This is a genomic window from Agrobacterium vitis (assembly GCF_014926405.1).
Taxonomy (GTDB): Bacteria; Pseudomonadota; Alphaproteobacteria; order Rhizobiales; family Rhizobiaceae; genus Allorhizobium; species Allorhizobium vitis_H.
In genome coordinates this window covers 624570-645370 of the sequence record NZ_JACXXJ020000005.1, presented here as the reverse complement: position 1 = coordinate 645370, position 20801 = coordinate 624570, and the positions used below count along the sequence as shown (strand labels likewise).

Sequence of the window (20801 nt, the reverse complement as noted above, 5' to 3'; positions counted from 1 at the left end):
TATTGAGGCATAGACCATGACCAATGTTCGCTTCACTGAATTTCGCCAGAATTTCGCTCATCATTTTGACAGCGTGCTGGAGTCACGCGCGCCCTTGCTGGTGACACGCCAAGGCAAGGAAGCCGTGGTGGTGATTGCCGAGGGAGAATATGAGAGCATGCAGGAAACCTTGCATCTCCTGTCCAACCCGGCCAACGCCGAACGCCTGCGCGACAGCATCGAACAATTGCGCCAAGGCAAAGTCACTGATCGCGATCCAACCGAGCCGGATGACCACCAGGACGCTTGAACGATGAAGCTGGGCTGGACCGAGAATGCCTGGGACGATTACGAATTTTGGCTCCAAACCGACCTGAAAATGGTCTCGAAAATCAACGACCTGATCCGCAATGCCAAAAGAACGCCGTTTACCGGCCTTGGAAAGCCCGAACCGCTGAAAGGCGATCTCGCTGGCTTCTGGTCTCGGCGTATCGCTGGCGATCATCGGCTGGTCTATTGCGTTTCGGGGTCAGGCCAGGAACAGCGGTTGGATATCGTGCAATGCCGCTACCATTATAGAAAATGATCACAACAAAGACGCTTACCGAGCGATCCGCGTCGATAGGATGATCGACGACAGCGTCCGCTCCACCCCCGACAGCTCCCCAATCCGGTCAATCAGCCGGTCCAGCTCCAGGATTGAGGGCGCTGCCAGCATGGCGATCAGGTCATAGGGACCGTTGACAGAATGCAGCGCCGTGACCTGCGGGATGGCGGCCAGCTCTGCCGTGACGTTGGTCAATGCCTTGGGTGCCATGGTAATCATCACATGGGCGCGGATCAGCCCGCTCTGATAGGCGTCCGATAGCCGAAGCCCGTAGCCGGCAATCACTCCTTCCCGCTCCAGCCGTTCCAACCGCGCCTGCACCGTGGTGCGCGACAGGCCAAGCCGCCGCGCCAGCGTGGCGACCGGCATACGGGCATTTTCACCCAGCAGCGCCAGAAGTTCCCGGTCCTTGTCGGAGACCTGCATTTTGTTCAATCCTTTCGGCAAATCGTCCATTATTGTAAGCGAAAACGCTCAATTTGCCACTGTGAATCGACAGGGATCGGCTCCACACTGAAGGCTCGTCAAAAGCATTAGGGGAACGGTCATGAAAAACATTTCCATCATTGGCGCAGGCAAGATTGGCGGGGCAATTGCCCATCTTCTGGCAGAGACCGGCGATTACCGGGTGACAGTCGCCGACCGCAGCGCCGAGCAATTGGCAAAGCTTGCCACTCACCCCGGTATCGCCACGGCTTTGGTCGACATTACCGATAGCAACGCCTTGGATGCCCATCTTCACGGCCAGTTCGCCGTTCTCTCCGCCGCCCCTTTTCACCTGACCGGCACCATTGCCGAAAGTGCGGCGCGCAGCGGCTGCCATTACCTCGACCTGACCGAAGACGTGGCGACCACGAAAAAGGTCGAGGCATTGGCGGAGGGTGCGCGAACCGCCTTCATCCCGCAATGCGGCCTTGCACCCGGCTTTATTTCCATCGTCGCCCATGATCTGGCGCAGCGCTTCGAGACGCTTGATAGCGTGCGAATGCGGGTCGGCGCGCTGCCGCAATACCCGTCCAATGCGCTGAACTATAACCTTACCTGGAGCACGGACGGGCTGATCAACGAATATATCGAGCCTTGCGAAGCCATTGTCGAGGGACGGATGATCAGCGTACCGGCCATGGAAGAGCGCGAGGAATTTTCGCTTGATGGCGTGACCTATGAAGCCTTCAACACGTCAGGCGGCCTCGGCACATTGGCGAAAACCCTGGAAGGCCGGGTAAGAACGATGAACTATCGCACTATCCGCTATCCCGGCCATCAGGCAATCATCAAGGCGCTGCTCAACGACTTTAACCTGAAGAACCGCCGCGACGTGCTGAAAGACCTGTTTGAAAACGCCCTGCCTGCCACCATGCAGGATGTGGTGGTGATTTTCGTCACCGTCTGCGGCTGGCGCGAAGGGCGCTATATGCAGGAGACCTATGCCAACAAGGTCTATGCCGGCACTGTCGCGGACAAGAAAATGAGCGCCATCCAGATCACCACCGCCGCTGGCATCTGCGCCGTGCTGGACCTGTTGGCAGAGGGCACGTTGCCGCAATCCGGCTTCGTGCGCCAGGAGGAAATCAGCCTCGACGCCTTTCTCGCCAATCGCTTCGGCCAGCTCTATCAATCGGCAGCCGCCCCGATCACCCGCAAAAGCCACGAATACGCAGCGGCATAAGCGAAGACTCGCCCCGCCTCACCCGGACAACCATTTCAGGGTGAGGCGCATGGCGTGAGCGGTCGCCTTATGCTACGGCAGGTTTTCCGTTTCCAAGCTGCAAAAACCGCTCCATGTCCGTCGAAATTCCATCAGCCCCGACAGCTCTGCCTGATCGCACTTGCGGCACCTGCACGCTTTGTTGCCGCCTGCCGGATATCGACGCCTTGGCAAAGCCCGCAAACATCTGGTGCACCCATTGCACTGCCGGGAAAGGCTGCACGATCTACCCCGAGAGACCGCAGCTCTGCCGAGACTTTCTCTGTCTCTGGATGACAAGCGACAGTCTTGGCCCGGAATGGGAACCGGCCACGGCAAATATGATGGTCTACACCCAGGGCCCGCAAGTCACGGTCCTGGTCGACCCGGCCTTTCCGCAGGTGTGGCGTAACGAACCCTATGCCAGCGCGATGCGCCGCTGGGCAGCCGACGCGGAAACGACCGGAGGTTATGTCATCGTTTTTGTCGGCGAAGATGTGGTCAAGATCGATGCTGGCAAGACGCTGGCCGGTTAGACTTTGCACAATGCCTCATCGCCCTTTCCGTTCACTAATGATCATTCGCAACCGAAAAAACAAACATATCCGGCAACACAACCAAAACCTTGACCTTTCGGAAAGCTAGTCTAATTTCGCCATAAGGATGGCGTGTTTGAAACAGTTCGGGCGGGCCATCGATATTGCATTTGATATTTTAAGACGCAATCCCGGGGGCCTTACGATGTTCGACGATATATTGACTGCCGATTTCATTCAGGCCAGCCGCGTTTTGAAAGTCTCCTCTCCGCTGGGTGAGGATCAATTGCTGCCGGAGCGGATGAAGGTGGATGAGGGCGTCAATCGTCTGTTTGAAATCACTCTACATGTCCGCGCCAAGCGTGAAGCGGTCAAACCGGAAGAGCTTATCGGCAAGCTGGTCGATATTTCCCTGGAAATCCGCCAGGGCGAGTTGGGCGAGGATGGCCTGCGCCGCCCGTTCAATGGCTTGGTGACCGATCTTGAGGAAGGCCCGCCGGTCACACGCGGGTTACGCTCCTACACGCTCACCATCCGTCCGCAGATGTGGCTGCTGTCGCGCCGCTCCGATTGCCGGATCTGGCTGGATATGACATCGATCCAGGTGCTGGAAACGCTGTTTTCCGAACATGGCCTGCCGCAGCCGGATATCGGCTTTCTACAGAACAAGCCACCGGCGCAAGGCTATTCTGTCCAATGGCAGGAAAATGACCTCGACTACCTGCTTCGCCGGTTGGAAGAAGATGGAATCTTCTATTGGTTTCAACATGATAAGGGCATTCATCGCCTGAGAGTAACGGACCACCAGATTGCCTGGTCAAAGGCCTCGGCCAGCGCGGAAGGCGATGACACCGTGCGGATCGCCCAAGGCTCTTCCGACCGCAACCACATCACCGAATGGATGCGGCGTTTCAGCTATGTTCCCGGCCAACGGGTCGATGCCGACTGGAATTTTGAAACGCCGAACTTCATTCCACGCTCGCAGACCCCTTCTCTCGTGGAGTTGTCGGGCAATGCCAAGCGCGAGCTTTACAACTATCCCGCCCGCGCCGCCGATTACACCGAAATGGAGCGCGTCGGTAAATTGCGCGCGCAGGCGACACAGGCGGATCACGAGCGGATCAAAGGCCAGTCGACCGTGCGTGTGCTGGAACCAGGACGACGCTTCAACCCCTATGAAGAACCCCACCCGGAACACAAATACGAAGAGCATGTGATAACCCGTATCACCCATTGGGTGGTGGATCGCTCCTATGAAACCACGGAAAACCAGCCGGAATATATCAACCAATTCGAGGCCATACCGTCCCGTATCCCCTTAACCCCGCATCGCACCACCAAACGCCCGCGCATCGAAGGCGCGCAGGTGGCCATTGTCGCAGGCCCCTCGGGGGAAGAAATTCATCCTGACAAATACGGCCGGATCAAAGCCTGGTTCCCCTGGGACAGACGCGCCAAAAAGGACGGCTCCGACACCTGCTGGATCCGCGTCTCCCAAAGCTGGGCCGGCGGCCTCTGGGGCTCCCAGGTCATCCCCCGCATCGGCATGGAAGTCATGATCGCCTATATCGACGGCGACCCGGATAGACCGCTGGTGACAGGCGTCGTGCCGAACACGAACAATCCGGTACCGTATGATTTGCCGGCCAATAAGACCAAGAGCGTGTTTCGGACCAATACACATAAATCGAAAGCGTGGAATCAATTTAACGAAATCACCTTCGATGACGCGACCAATAACGAAGAACTTTTTATCCACGCACAGCGCGATAGGACGGAGAAAACTCGCAACAACTTCACATCTAGAACGGACAATAACTATTTCTCGAGCGTGGGACGGAACGCAATGGTTTCCGTCCGTAATAACTACGAACAAGTTGCCGGCGGGAATTACCATCTGACGGTAGGAGGAGGTTTTACAACCGAAGCCCTTCTTCCAGGGCAACTTACCGGCCACTTTGGTGTACGGGAAATGGGATATTATCTAAATTCGACCTTCGAAACCTCCATGACTGGAGGGAATTATGTCGTGGAGTGTTCATCCAGCGCATACATGGCCGTCGGCGGAAACAAAAGTGAAAGCATAATTGGCTTTCAGTACGCCAATATAGGGCAAGATCTTAGCATCAATGTCAGCGGGGACAGCATTTTACAAGTTGCCGGAGACAAACGATCAACAATCGGAGGAGACAGCGTTGACAACATCGCTGGCAGAAAAAGTATTTTAAGCAATGAACTGGTTAAAATAATTGCAGGAAAATCGTTCATCGTCATGACCGCAGACGGTAATATCACCATTAGCGGGAAAAACGTCTCCATTAATGGAGAGGAAACAGTTACAATCAAAGCAAAAAGAGTTGAGATCAACTGATGCAAGGCTACGATCAAGTTCCCGGCGAACAGTATTTATTCAGGCACTCAGACGGAACATATGTATTTACAAAAGAAATGTCAAAAGCAGTATTTCGGCCAATTCAGAAGACCGTTACTGAAAAGTTCACCGATCTTTGTGATAGAGAAATCACTTCGGCCGATATCGTCGGGAATGGCCCTATATATGACACTTCAAGCACCATATCATATTACGCTGGATTACCGATCGATCCAAAGGACATAAACACTCGAGGCTTGGTCTACATTGGCGGCAAGAAAGTAGATGGAATAGAGTCAAAGCTAGGGTTTTACATCAACTTCGATGGCCAATATCATTTTGGGGAAGGAAATCCGCCTACACCATTCAATGCCTTCGGCGGACTTGGTCCACTAATCGTGAAGGATTACCGCCCGAGTACAAAATTTCCACGACCAGTGATTTTTAATGACGTAAATGTTTATGACAAAAACGTGGAATCGTCTCCGCCGCCCAAACAGACCGGGGATCCTTATCCAGAGCAAGAAGATAATCTCCTCCGGCGAAGTAGTGCGACGATCTCTTCGTATTCAGCAGGTCAAGGTATCATGGCTATAGGGACTAGTTCTGCTACTGGTCTTTTGCATGTCCTGATAAGAGAGGAAGGCGTTTCCTACGGTAGTGAAACGCGAAGCGCTATTGAGCACTTTAGACAATTACAATGTGATAATGCCGTATTCCTAGATGGATCCACATCTATTACATGTCGCACCAAGTTAAAATATTATGCGGAGCCAGACAAAAGAAAAAACAATTCTATTGAAATAGGATTCAAAATTTCATGAAAAATTTTTTAAAAATAATAAACTATTCTTTAGTTTTAATTTTGTGTATTATTTTTTTATTTAATTCATTTCTATTTTCGCTCGCAGAAAAAGACGTTATACTTGCAGATATAGAAGGATTTAGCATTCCGTTTTCGATAAAATTTATTTTTATAATTTTTATAATTTTATTGAATTTTCAATTCAACAGACTTTTGGTGAGATTTTTTTCTGTATTAATAAGCGCTATACTTGGGATTCATGTAGCCTTCAATGTAGCTGGAGCCCTAAAAGGCGACTTGTATTATGGAGCTTTGCGCATCGCACAAATTTCAATATGCAAGGACGAAGATGATAGTGCTTTGAAATTCTTGGACCTTGCGGAGACAGATTCATCATCGCTCGCGGCGTTTTACGGATCGATACAGTGCTCCGGAAAGTCTGGCGCGATCTTAAGCTACGGATACTTGTGGCGTGAAACAGGCCCAATTTAAAAGATGAGCGCGTCATCAAGGTATGATGGGTACTTTTCTAGGAGATTAATAAATGTCCTTAACACAGGCATCCGCATTGGCCTTCACTAACGGCAAGCACGTTTGTCCTGCCGGGTGACACTATCGGTTGCGGCAAGGTGGAGGAGTAATACGGAAATGTGCTTCTGGATAACATGGCTTGAATGATCGACCTTGAGTCGTGAAGCGGCCCACAGATCGACTAGGCGAGGTAACATCGCAATATGAAGGCGATATTCTCTTTTTTAATAACTATGGTTCTTTGCTCGCAGGCCCAGTCGGCTGATAGAAAACATGAACTTTGCGACGCAATGGCACAAGTTGATCGAACGAATTGTAAGGCTGCATTGGAGCTTCTGATGATCGGTGGGCCTCAGCCTCACGAACCAAGCGTCTTCATAAAAGCAACCTCTGAAAAGTGGCTGTTCCGCTATCAAATAACGCAAATGTCTGAAGGGGAGCCACTTTGCACGGTTTTGGCGAACCATCTGATAATTAGGCGAGACCTCATCACCCGTCTATTATATACATCATACGATGACATGCTCGATTTCGATATCCCCGAATTGGACATTCACGAAACAGCTATTCCCGGCAGAATGGGCGAAATCTTCGTTGACGTTACACGGAGACCACCCACGGACAAACTCCCGATGCCAAAAAAAGACAACATCAATGCCGACATTCGCGTCGATATTCTTCAGCCCACGGCATATGCCGAGTGGGAGCGTAAGGCGGTGAAGCAAGATTGCAAGATGATTGACTGACGCTACAGTTATAGAACAGGAGGACGTTCAAATGCCCGCCATCACCCGCCTCGGCGATATCGGCTCCGGCCATCCCTGCCATTTCCCGCCGACACCCTCCATCGAGGCCAGCGGTAATGTGTTCATCAACGGCCGCGGGGCCGTCCGGGTTGGAGATGCTTATGGGGCGCATGCCTGTTCGTCCTGCCCGGAGCCAAGCCATGGCCGGGCTTTGGCAGCAGGGTCGCCAACGGTCTTCATCAATGGTCAGCCTGCGGGGCGGATTGGCGATGCGATCGATTGCGGCGGGACTGCTGCGGAAGGATCAGGCGACGTGTTTTTGGATGATGGCGCTTGAGCCGATTCATAAGCATTCGTTTCTTTAAAGGCCCTCAACAAGCGTTGTTTCACCGCCTGTAATATCCGGTTTTATTGCTTACGGTCACCGCCTTGTCATACCTCGTTACTATAGGGCTGGGCATCTTCCATGATTGCTCGGCTCAAAAGACGATGGCGAAATTCCATTCCTATGTGATCTGCACCTCGCCACGCAGCGGCAGCACCTTGTTGTGCAATATGCTGGCAGCAACCGGAGTGGCCGGTAAGCCGAAATCCTATTTTCATCACGGACCGATTACCGATTGGCTGTCCTATCTCAATCTGGACATCAACCCCTCTTTGCCGGAAAGCGACCTTCTGGCGGCGATCTTTGAAGCTGCTGTCGAGAAGGGCCGCAATGGCACGGGGCTGTTTGGCCTGCGGCTGCAACGGCACAGTTTTGATCTGTTTGTCGAAAAGCTTGCCGTTCTTTACCCGGTGCTGGCCAGCGACCGGCAGCGGATCGAGGCTGCGTTCGGAAACACGCTGTTCATTCACCTGACACGCCTCGATAAGGTGCAACAGGCCGTCTCCTATGTGAAAGCCCAACAAACTGGATTATGGCATCGCGCACCAGATGGTGCGGAGTTGGAACGGTTGTCTGCGCCACGCGATCCAATTTACGACGCCGCCAAAATCCGCGCCAGCTACGACGAATTCATCCAGTATGATCGCGCCTGGCAAAGCTGGTTCGACATGCAAGGCATCCAACCCTTGCCAATCACCTATGAAGCGCTTTGCGCCGACCCCATTGGCAGCCTGAAGGATTTGCTGGGGCAACTGGGAGTGAATGGTGAGGCTGCAAGCAGCGTCGTGCCCGGCACCGCCAAGCTGGCAGACGGGATCAACCAAAGCTGGGAGACACGGTTTCGCACGGAGCATTTGCACGGTGATCCCCTATGATTGGGGGGCTGAAAATCACTCTTGCGCGGCGTGGCGGACCGGGTTATGAATTCCGCCATGAAGATCGTTTTGTCCATGAATGCTTGGTGGTGGGTTCGCTAACGCGGCCTTGACCAGTCATGTCTAAAGACGATTGACCCAAAGCCGCCCGGATTTCCTGAGGCGGCTTTTTTGTGTTCATGGCCCCTCTCTGACGGGCTTTACGATGAGGAAGAAGCGCCATGGCAACCATTATTCGCGATGACAATAGCGATGTCTACCAGACCCGGGGCGGGATTACGGTAACGCGCCAGCGTCGTGCCACACCCTATACCGATGCAGTCTCCAGCTATGTCGAAAAGCTGGATGAGCGGCGCGGCGCGGTGTTTTCCTCCAACTACGAATATCCGGGCCGCTATACCCGCTGGGATACGGCCATTGTCGATCCGCCGCTGGGTATTTCCAGCTTTGGTCGCGCTGTGTGGATCGAAGCTTACAATGGCCGGGGCGAAGTGCTGCTGTCGATGATCGCCGAAAAGCTGAAGACTGTGCCGGAACTGGTGCTGGGTGCGCTGACCGCGCAGCGGCTCGACCTGACAGTAAAGACCCCCGACCGGGTATTTACCGAGGAGGAGCGCTCCAAGGCACCGACGGTGTTTACCGTGCTGCGCGCCATTACCGACCTGTTCTATTCGTCTGCCGATAGCAGCATTGGCCTGTTCGGGGCTTTCGGCTATGATCTGGCCTTCCAGTTCGATGCCATCGATCTGAAACTGAAGCGGCCGGACGATCAGCGCGACATGGTGCTGTTCCTGCCCGATGAAATTCTGGTGGTTGACCATTATTCCGCCAAGGCCTGGATTGACCGCTATGATTTCGAAAAGGATGGCGTGACCACGGCGGGCAAGGCCGAGACCATTGCCCCGGAGCCTTTCCGCCACACCGATACCATTCCGCCGCGCGGCGATCATCGGCCCGGCGAATTTGCCGAGCTGGTGGTGAAGGCCAAGGAAAGCTTCCGCAAGGGCGACCTGTTCGAAGTGGTTCCCGGCCAGAAATTCATGGAGCGTTGCGATAGCAAGCCCTCGGATATTTCCAAGCGGTTGAAGGACATCAATCCGTCGCCCTATTCCTTCTTCATCAATCTCGGCAATCAGGAATATCTGGTCGGCGCTTCGCCGGAAATGTTCGTGCGCGTCAACGGACGGCGCATCGAGACCTGCCCGATTTCTGGCACGATCAAACGCGGCGACGACCCGATTGCCGATAGCGAACAGATCCTCAAGCTGTTGAATTCCAAGAAGGACGAATCCGAACTGACCATGTGTTCGGATGTTGATCGCAATGACAAAAGCCGGGTCTGCGAACCGGGTTCGGTCAAGGTGATCGGCCGCCGCCAGATCGAAATGTATTCCCGGCTGATCCACACCGTGGACCATATCGAGGGCCGGTTGCGCGACGATATGGATGCGTTCGACGGCTTCCTCTCCCATGCCTGGGCGGTCACCGTCACTGGCGCGCCAAAACTCTGGGCGATGCGCTTTGTCGAAGCCCATGAGAAGAGCGCGCGCGCCTGGTATGGCGGCGCGGTCGGTATGGTTGGCTTCAATGGCGATATGAATACCGGGCTGACGCTGCGCACCGTGCGCATCAAGGACGGCATTGCCGAAGTGCGGGCCGGTGCAACGCTGCTCAATGACAGCGATCCGCAGGAAGAAGAAGCTGAAACAGAATTGAAGGCATCGGCGATGATTGCTGCGATCCGTGACGCCAAGACCGGCCATAATGCCAAGGCCCAGCGCGGCGTGGCGGCTGTCGGCCACGGCGTGAAAATCCTGTTGGTCGATCATGAGGACTCATTCGTCCACACGCTGGCCAATTACTTCCGCCAGACCGGCGCTACCGTCAGCACGGTGCGTAGCCCGGTGCCGGAAGAGGTGTTTGATCGCCTGAACCCCGATCTCGTCGTCTTGTCGCCCGGACCGGGCTCTCCGTCGGATTTCGATTGCACGGCGACGATCAAGAAAGCGCGTGACCGCAACCTGCCGATTTTCGGCGTCTGCCTAGGCCTCCAGGCGCTGACGGAAGCCTATGGCGGCGTGCTGCGTCAACTGGACGTGCCGATGCATGGCAAGCCGTCGCGCATTCGCGTGCTGGAACCCGGCATCGTGTTTTCCGGCTTAAACAAGGAAGTCACGGTCGGGCGCTATCACTCAATCCATGCCGATCCGGCGAGCTTACCCAAGGATTTCATCATCACCGCCGAAAGCGAGGATGGAACGATCATGGGCATCGAGCATGCCAAAGAGCCGGTGGCCGCCGTGCAGTTCCACCCGGAATCAATCATGACGCTCGGCAACGATGCCGGGATGCGGATGATCGAGAATGTAGTGGAAAAGCTGGCCAAACGGGCGAAGGTGAAGGCGGCGTGAGTGCGCTAATCATTCAGCCAATAGAAGCGAGCAATGTCGAGAGCTTTCATCAGGCTCTCGACGCCGTCGCACGCGAACGCCGCTATCTGAGCATGCTGGAAGCGCCGCCATTGGACCGTCTGCGGGATTTCGTGGCTGACCTTAAGCACGGCAACAATCCGCAATTCGTGGCACTTGATGGTGCGCGCGTCGTCGGTTGGTGCGACATTCGTCGCCACGACAGAGAAATCCACGCCCATCGCGGCGTGCTGGGCATGGGCATTATCGATGGCTACAGGGGGGCTGGACTCGGCAAACGGCTGATCAAAACCACCCTTGCGGCATCATGGGAAATCGGTCTCCATCGGGTGGAACTCGATGCTCACGCCGATAACGACCGCGCCATTCGTCTTTACGAAAGCGTCGGCTTTGTCCGCGAAGGGGTTGCCCGCGATGCGGTGCGGATCGATGGGCGGTTTGTCGATGTCATCCATATGGCGATCATTCGCGCAAACACAGCATGATCTTCACCGCACATTAATTAGCAATATCTACTATTTGTTAACGCCGCTTTGGATTATCCATCCTTCGGGTTTGACAGATTAGCAGATATCAAGGATATGAGACCCATCATAAACCGTCCAGCCTTTGCAGGCTTGGGCGGTTTTGCCGTCTTAAGGGCATGAATTTTGCAACTGGTTCGCAAATGCAGGAGTGGGCGTGATGTCCGAGCATAATCCTATCGTCAAGCGTCTTGCCTTCTGGGGCATTCCGCTATCTTTCGGCGTGCTGGGCCTGAAGCTCCTGGCCTGGTGGGTCACGGGGTCCGTGGCGCTTTTGTCGGATGGGTTGGAATCCACCGTCAATGTGGTGGCGGCTTTCATCGCCTATTTCGTGATCGGCTATGCCCAGAAGCCTGCCGACCATGACCACCCCTATGGGCATCACAAGGCGGAATATATTTCAGCAGTTATAGAGGGCGTGCTGATCGTCATTGCCGCGCTGCTGATCATGAAGGAGGCGGTGGCCGCCCTTGAAGCACCGGCCATGCTGGATGCCCCGGCGCTTGGCCTGGCGATCAATTTTGCCGCCGGTGTCGTCAATGCGGTCTGGGCGACAATCCTGATCCGGGTCGGCAAGGCCAACCGGTCCCCTGCCCTGACGGCGGATGGGCAGCATATCATGTCGGATGTGGTGACGTCGGTGGGCGTGCTGATCGGCCTTGTTCTGGTGGTGATCACCGGTTATGCCATTCTCGATCCGCTGCTGGCCATTCTGGTGGCCTGCAACATCATCTATCAGGGCTGGAAAGTGATCAGCCATTCGGTCGATGGCTTGATGGACAAAGCAGTCGAACCAGCGGAAGAAGACGCGATCAAGAAGGCGATTGCCGATCACGCCAGTGGCTCGCTCGGGGTGCATTACCTGCGCACCCGCCGGGCTGGGGCAGCAACCTTTGTTGGTTTCGATCTCGTCGTGCCAGCCGTGATGCCGGTGGGCGAGGCCCATGAGATTTGCGACAGGCTGGAAGCGGCGGTGCAAGCCGTGCAGCCGGGCGCGCGGGTGACGATCCATGTGGAGCCGGAAAGCGAAGAGGCCCATGGCGTCCGTGTCAAATTTGAAGGAGAACATGCATGAGCAAGACCGATGTTTCCGGCCTGTCGCAATTGGGCCGCCAGGTGGATGCGCCGACCAGCCCTGAGATCGCGGTGCTGGAACGGGTTCCCAATACCAATGCCGGAACCGATTACGTCGTGCGCTTCACCGCGCCGGAATTCACCTCGCTCTGCCCGATGACCGGCCAGCCGGATTTCGCCCATATCGTCATCGATTATATTCCAGGCGATTTCCTGGTGGAATCCAAGTCGCTGAAATTGTTCATGACCTCGTTCCGCAATCACGGTTCCTTCCACGAGGATTGCTCGATCTACATCGCCAAGCGGCTGGTGGAACTGCTCGACCCGAAATGGCTGCGGATCGGCGCCTATTGGTATCCACGCGGCGGCATTCCCATTGATGTGTTCTGGCAGACCGGAGAAGTGCCGAAGGGGGTCTGGTTGCCGGATCAAGGTGTGCCGACCTATCGTGGACGGGGGTGAGTGGAATGGGAAGATTTAGCCTCTTCCCACCTCGAATAGATCGTGCTTTGCCCAAAAAATTATCGTCGTGTCTACGGTGATCTTTTCCGATATCCCTTGTGAAATCTGACGCCAGAGTGAGCAGCATATGCCAAGGAGAAAGCAGTTCAAGGCTATTGGCCACGACATTCTTCGGACCTTCGCCAGCCGATATAATGACCTCAATGGTTACTGGGCCTTGGGCCAATATGTCGCCTTCATCCATGGTCTGGGCAAGCACCACATCGAATTTGATCTGGAGCGCGGGACAGTCGTTCCTGACAATGCTGATTTCACTTTGTCCGCTCTCTATTATCGGGCGGCGATCCATCGCATGATGGCGGCGAATACGATGCCCGGAACGTGGTTGGCTGGCGCGACCATCCGGGTTTCTATCATTGGTTCAACCACAGCGTCGTGTGAAATTAAAATCGTCTCGGATCTCGGTAAAACCTACCGCAGCGACTATAGTGTGACGGCACGGCCTCACGATCCTGATAGCGAGCACCGACGGATAGACACGTTTGGGCCGTCGAACCAAATGGGGCGCTAGAGCATTTCCAGGAGAAGTGGAAACCGGTTTTGCCAATTGGAAATGGGTAAAACAAAAAGCCAGATCGTTAATGCGAGTCCATGATGCAGGACACGACGCTGTCGTTTGCATCCGTGGCTTACCCCCCTCTGTCCTGCCGGACATCTCCCCCTCACGGAGGGAGATCAGATAGACTTTGCCCCGCATTTTATCGGATACCGTCGTGATTTCCGACATTTTGAACGGCAAATGTGAAGCGACACGCTCATTCCGAGCCGATCTCCCCCCTTGAGGGGGAGATGCCTGGCAAGGCAGAGGGGGGTAAGCGGCACATAAAAACGTTTGCGTCGTGTACTGTGCTTCTGTGAAAGCAGACATTCTCTGGCATTCACCGGAGAAAAGCGGACCCGGTTTCACTTTCCGGTCAAATGCTCTGTTCAGTTTGGTTTCGAGCCGACACGTTAATACCAAGGCTCGAAGATGCTAACGCATCCTCACCTTGAAGATGTTTCGAATATCTCAAATGCATCAAAGGCTTGAACTATTCGAAAAAGGAATACCAAGAGTCATTTTCAATGACTCTTGGTATAAGCCGCGCATAACCCTGCGCGGCTCCTGATGACCGCTTGGGTCACGCATTCATGCTGTCATCGCCACCGAAATCACTGTCATCAAAGCTGCTATTGTCATAGCTGTCATTGTCATTGTCCAGGCTGGCCTGCTGGACGCCGCTGTCATCGCTTTGAGCGGGCGTATCGTCGCGGCCATTCTCGGTGATGTTGTAGGTATTGTTGTTGATGATGGTTTCCTCGACCGGCGCTTGAGCCATGCCGCCAGCTCCCAGCATATTGCCGAAACCGCCGCCGTGGGTGGTGAAAATATCGCGCACCGCATCGGCCACCAGCACGCCACCGGCAACGCCCGCCGCCGTTGTCAGGGCGCCGCGCAAGAAACCGCCGCCTGCTGGCGCTGCTGCTGGTTGTTGCCCCGGTTGCTGCCATTGACCGCCTGTAGGTGCGCCTCCCCATGGGCCGGATTGCGGCGGAGCGCTGCGGCTGTAATCGTCATAGCCACGCTGCGCCGCTGGTGCCGCACCCCAAGGCCCTGCATTGCGGGATGGAGCAGGCGCGGGGCTGCCACCTCCAAAAATCGAGCTGATCCCACCGAGGAAACCACCGCTTTGTTGCGGAGCGGGCGGTTGGGCCTGACTGCGGGACAATTCATCCTGCAAATGGGCGATCTGGTCTTCGAGATCGCGGATCTTGGCGGTCGCGGCCTCCAGGCCTTTTTCCTGAATAATCACGGCCTGGGCCAGATAATAGGTGGCATAGGGCTGGCTGCGCAATTCGCCTTCGATCAGGCTTTCCGCTTCACGGTCGCGCGGCGTTGCAGACGCCTGGCGCACACGGTCAAACAATTGGGTTAGTAACTGGCGCTCTTCCGGTGACATGGCTCTCATCTCCGATGACATGACTGACCATGATCTAGGGTGGCAATCATGGCTGTTCCAAGCCCTTGTGAATTACAAATATGTAACCTGTTCTGGTCTACGACGAAAAACGGCGGGATTTCTCCCGCCGTTGCTGGTTTTACCTTGAATGACTTATCAGCCCAGCATCAGGGCCGCGCCACCGAGAGCCGTGGCCACGCCGAGCAGACGGGTGATGCGCGGGCCGAAGCGGTTGAGGCCGACGCCAAGGCCAATACCGACTGCATGCAGGGCGGCGGTAGCGATCAGGAAGCCGAGGCCGAATTCCAACGCACCGGCGCCAGCCAGTTCGGTGCCATGCGCATAGCCATGGAACAGCGCGAAAAGAGCAACGACAGCAGACGCGCCAGCGGCGGGCATGCGCACGGCAGTTGCCACCAGCAGACCGAGAGCCATGACGGAGGCCAGGATGGCCGGCTCAACGAAGGGAAGATGGACCCCTGCCAGCGCCAGAAGAAAGCCGATGGCCATTGTGCCGACAAAAGCGGCGGGCACGGCATAGAGCGCCTTGCCACCCTGCTGCGAGGCCCAAAGACCGACGGCAACCATCGCCATGATATGGTCGGGTCCGGTCAGCGGATGGGAAATCCCGGCCAGAACCGAGCCGTGTTCGGCAGGATTAAGATGGGCGAAGGCCGGAGCGGCGGCGCTGGCGAAAATGGCAGCGGTGAATGAAATGCGTTTGAACATCAACAGTCCCTCTTTTTGGTCAACCTGGCGTCCGGGATTCGGTCCCGCCGATTTTCTCTTTATGTCAGCCGCAAATGTAACGTAAGCAATTTTCAATTGTCCATGCGCAATTTGCCGGGGATGCGGCTTCGTCGCGCGGGTCTTGCCTTGCACTCCCATGTCCCTGCGCCACATATACACGAATGAACGTTGCCCGGAGAAACTCAGATGTTTGCCTTTGACAATAGCTACGCCCGTCTGCCGGAGCCGTTTCACGCCGCTGTTCTGCCGCAACCCGTGGCGCAGCCGAAGCTGATCCGGTTCAATCATGCGCTTGCGCAGGACCTGGGCCTGGACATGCAGGGCAAGGATGACGCTTCGCTGGCGGAGATCTTTTCCGGCAACCGTATCGCTCAGGGTGCCAGCCCATTGGCCATGGCCTATGCCGGGCATCAATTCGGCAATTTCGTGCCGCAATTGGGCGATGGCCGCGCCATTCTGCTTGGCGAGGTGCTGGACCGTCATGGCAGACGACGTGATATCCAGCTGAAAGGCGCAGGCCCGACGCCCTTTTCCCGCAATGGCGACGGGCGCGCAGCACTTGGCCCTGTGATCCGCGAATATATCGTCTCCGAAGCCATGCATGCGCTCGGCCTTCCCACCACACGGGCGCTGGCCGCCGTTGCGACCGGCCAGCCGGTCAGACGCGAAGTGGCGCTGCCCGGTGCTGTGTTGACGCGAGTTGCCGCCAGCCATATCCGCGTCGGCACCTTCCAGTTCTTTGCCGCACGGCAGGATAATGACAGCTTGAAGGCATTGGCCGATCACGTCATCGACCGGCACTATCCAATCCTGAAAGATGCAGACAACCGCTATCTGGCACTGCTGAACGCCATTGCCGACCGGCAGGCCGCGCTGATTGCCCGCTGGCTATCGATCGGCTTCATCCATGGGGTGATGAATACCGACAATGTCGCCGTATCAGGCGAAACCATCGATTTTGGCCCCTGCGCTTTTCTGGATGAGTATAATCCGAAAAAGGTGTTTTCCTCCATCGACCAACGCGGCCGCTATGCCTATGCCAACCAGCCCGGCATTGGCCAATGGAACATGGCGCGGCTGGCCGAATGCCTGCTGCCGCTGTTTGACGGCGGCGAAGACAAGGCCGTGGAAGACGCCAATGCGGCGCTGGCCCGCTTCGGCGAAGTGTTCCAGACCTATTGGCTCGCCGCCTTCCGCGCCAAGCTGGGCGTGACCGGTACTGATGAAGCCGATCTGGCGCTGATCAACGATCTCCTTGGCTTGATGGAGACCCATGAGGCCGATTTCACCTTGACCTTCCGCCAGCTCGGCAGGATTGCCGGAGGCGGCGTGGCACAGGATCTGATCCCGGAAACCGACGCGCTGATCGCCTGGCTGATCCGTTGGCGCGCAAGGCTTGGCACAGAGCGCCCGGCAGAGATGATTGAAGCGGAAATGCAAACCATCAATCCTGCCCTCATCCCCCGCAACCACCGCATCGAAGAGGCAATCTCGGCGGCGGTCTATGACGATTATTCGTTCTTTGAACGGCTGACGCAGGCCCTGGAACAACCATTTGAAGAATTGGAAGACACCGCGGATCTCAGAGTGCCGCCGAAAGCGGAAGAGAGAGTGACGCGAACATTTTGCGGGACGTGACAGTTCCGCGCTATACCCAAACCTCTATTCGAGGCGAGGTCTCGTCCAGTAGCAATCAACCATATGCAGCAGCGGGCTTAAGACACTGAAACCAATTGCAGGCTCAAACGTTCCCTCCAGCGACAAACCTTGGGGGACGACTCGATGAGATGCAAAACGCTGCTGCTGGCCTTAAGCCTGATATGCCTGAGCGGCGCATCTCTCCCTCCAAAAGACGCCCTTCCCGAGCAGGGCCCCATACCCGATAGCAAACCGAAAACCGCAACCGATACGCCAGATGCTTCCTCCGGCGTTAAAATCCCAGATACAAAAGATCCAGACACAAAAGATGATGTCAGCAAGCCCGGCGACAAATCCGCCCTGGTTCCGGCACCGGACACTGTTCCCGTGCCGACGCCCTCGCCCGCCGCGCCAACCCCTGTCCCGGCCCCTACCCCGGCCTCACCTGCTCCATCCTCCCAAACGCCACCCGCATCGGCAGAACCGGCACCGGCCCCAGCTCCGGCACCGCCTCCACCACCGCCGATCATGACGGAGGACCCGCAGGCCTATGGGCAGTGCCTTAAGGATCTGAAGGCGGCAGGCGCGCAATTTACCGAACGGCCCCGGATCGATGACGGCGATGGTTGTGGCATCGACAAGCCGCTGGAGGTGACGGAAATCCTGCCGGGTGTCAGCCTGAAGCCGAAGGCGACGCTGCGCTGCGCGGCGGCACTGGAACTTTCGGAATGGATGCGCACTCTGGTTATTCCCGCCGCCGATCAGGCGCTTCCCGACAAAGGTCGGCTGAAGGCCGTGGACCAGGCCTCCTCCTATATCTGCCGTAACCGCAATAGCCGCAGCGATGGCAAGATGTCCGAACATGCCAAGGGCAATGCGCTGGATATTGCCGGTTTCGAATTTGAAAAAGGCGATGTGCCGATGAAGATCGTGCCGGACAGCGAACCAACCCTGCCCGGCGCCTTCCAGCGCACCATCAATTCCTCAGCCTGCCTGTATTTCACCACCGTTCTGGCACCCGGAGCCGATGAGACCCATAAGGATCACTTGCATCTGGATCTCATCAAACGCCGCAACGATTACCGCGTCTGTCAGGAGCCGAATTGATCGAAACCGGCTCTCTCAGAACTTCTGAGAGATGGCGATTTTGAAATAACGACCGGCCTCGGAGTAAAGCGCATTGGCGTTAGCGACGTCCTTCACTTCAAGCGCGTCGTAATATTGCTTGTCGAACAGATTGTAGACACCAGCCTGAAGGCGCAGGCCCTTGGCCTGTTCCGGCTCCCACCAGCCCGTCAGATTGACGACGCCGTATCCAGCTGGCTTGGTGGAGGCGCTGGAGTCGTCGGAGACGGCAGCGGCGGCCACCAGACTGACATCCGCGCCCCAGGTCTGCCGTTCATAGCCGACACCGACAATGGCTTTCAGCGGCGCTACCGTGCTCAACAACTCGTCGGTATCCAGATCCACGCCACGCGCATAGAACATCGAGCCATGTAGGTTGATGCCGTTGGTGAAGGTCTTGTGGCCCTCGATCTCGACGCCGCTGATGCGGACATTGGCGCGGTTGATATATTCATAGGTCCCAAGCACATAGCCCGTCGTGCGGATGATGTCCGAGGTATCGATGAAATTCTTGTAGCGGGTGGTAAAGGCGCTGATCCGGCCACCGAAATCCTCGTTGCCAAGATTGGCACCGACATCGAAGCCCCAGCTGGTTTCCGGCTTCAGATCGGGATTACCGATTGAGCGGTAGAGCGGCGAATTGTCATAATCCACATAGAGTTGGTAGGCGTTGGGTGATTTAAACGCCGTGGAGAACTGGGCGTAAAGCTCGGCATCCGGCGTCGCCTGCCAGGCGGCACGCAGCTTGGGCGAAAGGTGGGCGCCATCCTGCCCCTCAGGCATGGTTCCCTTATAAGTGTCGGTCTCCTGCGGGTCTTCCTTGTACCAATCGACGCGCAGGCCAGGCGTCAGCGAAACGGGGCTGTTGCCCAGCGAAATCTTGTCCTCGACAAAAGCGCCGAGCTTGTAGGAATTAACATCAGGCGAATAGGATTGGTTGGTGTGGTAATAGGCGCAACCGGATACGTAGGTGACTGAGCAGGTGTCCTGACCGGCGAGATAATAGCTGCTTTGGCTGAAGCGGAGATCGGTGCCGAAGGTCAGCTTGTGGTTCAAAGCGCCAGTGCTGAAATCGGAATTGGCATAGCCATTGAACCCGTAATCACGCTGCTCGCTTTCCATGGACCGGTCGTAAATGCCGATTGGAGCCGTCAGACGGTAGCTGGATGTGCCTTCCACGCGGGTTGCGCGCTGCCAATAGAGGGTGGCAAAGGCGCTGTCGATCCAGCTGTCGGCAGAGGTGCTGTCATAGACGTAGTCAAGCGAAACCCGGTCGCGGCCCTTGTCCTGGATATAATCGTAATCACCGGCGCGATAGGTGGTGCCGTAGCTGGTATTGGACTTGTAATCCTTCTTGGAATTATAGTCGTAATGCTCCGCCGTCAGGCCGATCGTATGACCGCCTTCCAGCTCCTGGCGGATCTTGAACAGGAAATTGCGGTCGTTATAGCTCATCGGATCGGCTTCGGTCCGGGTTCCCCTGGTGCCGCCGACATCGCCTGTTGTTTCGGTCTCATGGCCGTATTTGTAGGAGGACTGGAACAGTACCGAGGTATTGTCGAATTTCTTGGCAATCGCGCCTGAGGCCGTCAGCGAGCGGTCCGAGCCATCATAGCCAAGCTTGGCGATACCGCCAAAGCTCTTGCCATCGCCAATCAGGTCCTCCGGCTCATAGGTATGCAGGAGCAACGCGCCCCCGAGCGCACCGGACCCGGCGCGGCTGGAATCGGCGCTGTGCAGCACGTCCACCGACGACAGCGAATTGAAATCATAGGTGTCGGCACCGCCGCCATAGCTATAAACGCTGTCGAAGAAATAGGGCACCGGAATGCCATCGATGGTCGTCAGTACCCGGTCGGCCTCCAGGCCGCGAATGTTGACGCTCTTGGAATTCTTCACATAGGTCACACTCGGCTCGACCGTATTGCCGAGGTCATCGACATCATCGATCTGCTTCTTCTGCAATTGCTCGGCCGAGGTATGGGTCGCCACCGGCGTGTCTTCCACGGAACCCTTTACAACCTTCTGGCCCTTGACGGTAATGGTCGAAAGTTCGGTCTGACCATTAGAGCCGCTGTTTTCCGCCGTTTTTGCCGCTTCCTGCGCGATGACAGGCACGGCCGCAGTGAATGTGCAAAGTGCCGTGCAGGCAAGCAGAATAGGCCGAATTCCCCGAAAAGACATGGTGCAAACTTTCAATACGGCGCACGAAACCCCTCGGCCGCAGGGCAGTGCAGCCGGCTTCGCACGCAATTGGTCGTCCCCGAAACAAGCCGC

At 56.2% G+C, this 20801-nt stretch carries 20 protein-coding genes; 16 read left to right on the top strand and 4 right to left on the bottom strand.

Annotated features, from left to right (window positions below; genetic code table 11):
- Positions 1–16: 16 nt before the first annotated feature.
- Positions 17–289, top strand: a complete 273-nt coding sequence (locus IEI95_RS14025) for a type II toxin-antitoxin system Phd/YefM family antitoxin (protein ID WP_156534689.1) — start codon at positions 17–19, stop codon at positions 287–289.
- A 3-nt stretch (positions 290–292) separates the two neighbouring features.
- Complete coding sequence (locus IEI95_RS14020; protein ID WP_060719886.1) at positions 293–565, top strand: Txe/YoeB family addiction module toxin; 273 nt, start codon at positions 293–295, stop codon at positions 563–565.
- A gap of 15 nt (positions 566–580) precedes the next feature.
- Here the strand turns inward: IEI95_RS14020 and IEI95_RS14015 are convergent, their stop codons facing one another.
- A complete protein-coding gene (locus tag IEI95_RS14015; RefSeq protein WP_156534691.1) occupies positions 581–1012 on the bottom strand; it encodes an Lrp/AsnC family transcriptional regulator in 432 nt (143 codons plus the stop codon).
- A gap of 106 nt (positions 1013–1118) precedes the next feature.
- On the opposite strand from IEI95_RS14015, the gene IEI95_RS14010 reads away from it, so the two are divergent.
- The 12 genes from IEI95_RS14010 (at position 1119) to IEI95_RS13955 (ending at position 13582) form a co-directional block, all read left to right on the top strand.
- Positions 1119–2255, top strand: a complete 1137-nt coding sequence (locus IEI95_RS14010) for a saccharopine dehydrogenase family protein (protein ID WP_337739764.1) — start codon at positions 1119–1121, stop codon at positions 2253–2255.
- Between the two features lie 113 nt (positions 2256–2368).
- Positions 2369–2809, top strand: coding sequence for a hypothetical protein (locus IEI95_RS14005; protein WP_156534696.1), 441 nt, complete (start codon positions 2369–2371; stop codon positions 2807–2809).
- Between the two features lie 205 nt (positions 2810–3014).
- Positions 3015–5180 (top strand): type VI secretion system tip protein TssI/VgrG, encoded by a 2166-nt coding sequence (gene tssI, locus IEI95_RS14000; protein WP_156537159.1) that lies wholly within the window; start codon positions 3015–3017, stop codon positions 5178–5180.
- Entirely contained in the window at positions 5180–6004 is an 825-nt protein-coding gene (locus IEI95_RS13995) for a hypothetical protein (RefSeq protein WP_156536987.1), read from the top strand. The genes tssI and IEI95_RS13995 overlap by 1 nt, the downstream gene beginning before the upstream one ends.
- A gap of 715 nt (positions 6005–6719) precedes the next feature.
- Positions 6720–7262 (top strand): cupredoxin domain-containing protein, encoded by a 543-nt coding sequence (locus IEI95_RS13990; protein WP_156536988.1) that lies wholly within the window; start codon positions 6720–6722, stop codon positions 7260–7262.
- A 31-nt stretch (positions 7263–7293) separates the two neighbouring features.
- Positions 7294–7599, top strand: coding sequence for a PAAR domain-containing protein (locus IEI95_RS13985; protein ID WP_156536989.1), 306 nt, complete (start codon positions 7294–7296; stop codon positions 7597–7599).
- A 152-nt stretch (positions 7600–7751) separates the two neighbouring features.
- Positions 7752–8522, top strand: a complete 771-nt coding sequence (locus IEI95_RS13980; RefSeq protein ID WP_156536990.1) for a Stf0 family sulfotransferase — start codon at positions 7752–7754, stop codon at positions 8520–8522.
- Positions 8523–8743: 221 nt separating this feature from the next.
- On the top strand, positions 8744–10933 hold the full coding sequence (locus IEI95_RS13975; RefSeq protein WP_194416589.1) for an anthranilate synthase: 2190 nt from the start codon (positions 8744–8746) through the stop codon (positions 10931–10933).
- The gene (locus tag IEI95_RS13970) at positions 10930–11436 is read left to right on the top strand and encodes a GNAT family N-acetyltransferase (RefSeq protein WP_194416588.1); all 507 of its coding nucleotides are present in this window, start codon (positions 10930–10932) and stop codon (positions 11434–11436) included. The genes IEI95_RS13975 and IEI95_RS13970 overlap by 4 nt, the downstream gene beginning before the upstream one ends.
- A gap of 199 nt (positions 11437–11635) precedes the next feature.
- Positions 11636–12550 carry a cation diffusion facilitator family transporter gene (locus IEI95_RS13965; RefSeq protein WP_156535634.1) on the top strand — a complete coding sequence of 305 codons (915 nt, stop codon included), beginning with the start codon at positions 11636–11638 and terminating at the stop codon, positions 12548–12550.
- Positions 12547–13011 (top strand): preQ(1) synthase, encoded by a 465-nt coding sequence (gene queF, locus IEI95_RS13960; RefSeq protein ID WP_156535635.1) that lies wholly within the window; start codon positions 12547–12549, stop codon positions 13009–13011. Before IEI95_RS13965 ends, queF begins: the two co-directional genes overlap by 4 nt.
- A gap of 127 nt (positions 13012–13138) precedes the next feature.
- On the top strand, positions 13139–13582 hold the full coding sequence (locus IEI95_RS13955; RefSeq protein WP_156536992.1) for a hypothetical protein: 444 nt from the start codon (positions 13139–13141) through the stop codon (positions 13580–13582).
- A gap of 610 nt (positions 13583–14192) precedes the next feature.
- Here the strand turns inward: IEI95_RS13955 and IEI95_RS13950 are convergent.
- Both IEI95_RS13950 and IEI95_RS13945 read right to left on the bottom strand, forming a co-directional pair.
- Positions 14193–15011: a DUF2076 domain-containing protein gene (locus IEI95_RS13950; RefSeq protein ID WP_156535637.1), complete on the bottom strand. Its 819-nt coding sequence runs from the start codon at positions 15009–15011 to the stop codon at positions 14193–14195.
- Positions 15012–15167: 156 nt separating this feature from the next.
- Complete coding sequence (locus tag IEI95_RS13945) at positions 15168–15740, bottom strand: HupE/UreJ family protein (protein WP_071205168.1); 573 nt, start codon at positions 15738–15740, stop codon at positions 15168–15170.
- Positions 15741–15947: 207 nt separating this feature from the next.
- On the opposite strand from IEI95_RS13945, the gene IEI95_RS13940 reads away from it, so the two are divergent.
- Positions 15948–17399, top strand: a complete 1452-nt coding sequence (locus tag IEI95_RS13940; RefSeq protein WP_156535638.1) for a protein adenylyltransferase SelO — start codon at positions 15948–15950, stop codon at positions 17397–17399.
- 144 nt (positions 17400–17543) lie between these two features.
- Positions 17544–18506 carry an extensin family protein gene (locus tag IEI95_RS13935; RefSeq protein WP_156535639.1) on the top strand — a complete coding sequence of 321 codons (963 nt, stop codon included), beginning with the start codon at positions 17544–17546 and terminating at the stop codon, positions 18504–18506.
- A 15-nt stretch (positions 18507–18521) separates the two neighbouring features.
- On the opposite strand, the gene IEI95_RS13930 is transcribed toward IEI95_RS13935, so the two are convergent.
- The gene (locus IEI95_RS13930; protein WP_156535640.1) at positions 18522–20708 is read right to left on the bottom strand and encodes a TonB-dependent hemoglobin/transferrin/lactoferrin family receptor; all 2187 of its coding nucleotides are present in this window, start codon (positions 20706–20708) and stop codon (positions 18522–18524) included.
- Positions 20709–20801 lie beyond the last annotated feature (93 nt).

Excerpts from the sequence above, each read along its gene's own strand:
- IEI95_RS13935 (WP_156535639.1), top strand. The coding sequence starts at position 17,544 with ATGAGATGCAAAACGCTGCTGCTGGCCTTAAGCCTGATATGCCTGAGC.
- IEI95_RS13995 (WP_156536987.1), top strand. The coding sequence starts at position 5,180 with ATGCAAGGCTACGATCAAGTTCCCGGCGAACAGTATTTATTCAGGCAC.
- queF (WP_156535635.1), top strand. The coding sequence starts at position 12,547 with ATGAGCAAGACCGATGTTTCCGGCCTGTCGCAATTGGGCCGCCAGGTG.
- IEI95_RS14020 (WP_060719886.1), top strand. The coding sequence starts at position 293 with ATGAAGCTGGGCTGGACCGAGAATGCCTGGGACGATTACGAATTTTGG.
- IEI95_RS13940 (WP_156535638.1), top strand. The coding sequence starts at position 15,948 with ATGTTTGCCTTTGACAATAGCTACGCCCGTCTGCCGGAGCCGTTTCAC.
- IEI95_RS14005 (WP_156534696.1), top strand. The coding sequence starts at position 2,369 with ATGTCCGTCGAAATTCCATCAGCCCCGACAGCTCTGCCTGATCGCACT.
- IEI95_RS13950 (WP_156535637.1), bottom strand. The coding sequence starts at position 15,011 with ATGTCACCGGAAGAGCGCCAGTTACTAACCCAATTGTTTGACCGTGTG.
- IEI95_RS13945 (WP_071205168.1), bottom strand. The coding sequence starts at position 15,740 with ATGTTCAAACGCATTTCATTCACCGCTGCCATTTTCGCCAGCGCCGCC.
- IEI95_RS13965 (WP_156535634.1), top strand. The coding sequence starts at position 11,636 with ATGTCCGAGCATAATCCTATCGTCAAGCGTCTTGCCTTCTGGGGCATT.
- IEI95_RS13980 (WP_156536990.1), top strand. The coding sequence starts at position 7,752 with ATGGCGAAATTCCATTCCTATGTGATCTGCACCTCGCCACGCAGCGGC.
- IEI95_RS13955 (WP_156536992.1), top strand. The coding sequence starts at position 13,139 with ATGCCAAGGAGAAAGCAGTTCAAGGCTATTGGCCACGACATTCTTCGG.
- IEI95_RS13975 (WP_194416589.1), top strand. The coding sequence starts at position 8,744 with ATGGCAACCATTATTCGCGATGACAATAGCGATGTCTACCAGACCCGG.
- IEI95_RS13930 (WP_156535640.1), bottom strand. The coding sequence starts at position 20,708 with ATGTCTTTTCGGGGAATTCGGCCTATTCTGCTTGCCTGCACGGCACTT.
- IEI95_RS14015 (WP_156534691.1), bottom strand. The coding sequence starts at position 1,012 with ATGCAGGTCTCCGACAAGGACCGGGAACTTCTGGCGCTGCTGGGTGAA.
- tssI (WP_156537159.1), top strand. The coding sequence starts at position 3,015 with ATGTTCGACGATATATTGACTGCCGATTTCATTCAGGCCAGCCGCGTT.
- IEI95_RS13985 (WP_156536989.1), top strand. The coding sequence starts at position 7,294 with ATGCCCGCCATCACCCGCCTCGGCGATATCGGCTCCGGCCATCCCTGC.
- IEI95_RS13990 (WP_156536988.1), top strand. The coding sequence starts at position 6,720 with ATGAAGGCGATATTCTCTTTTTTAATAACTATGGTTCTTTGCTCGCAG.
- IEI95_RS14025 (WP_156534689.1), top strand. The coding sequence starts at position 17 with ATGACCAATGTTCGCTTCACTGAATTTCGCCAGAATTTCGCTCATCAT.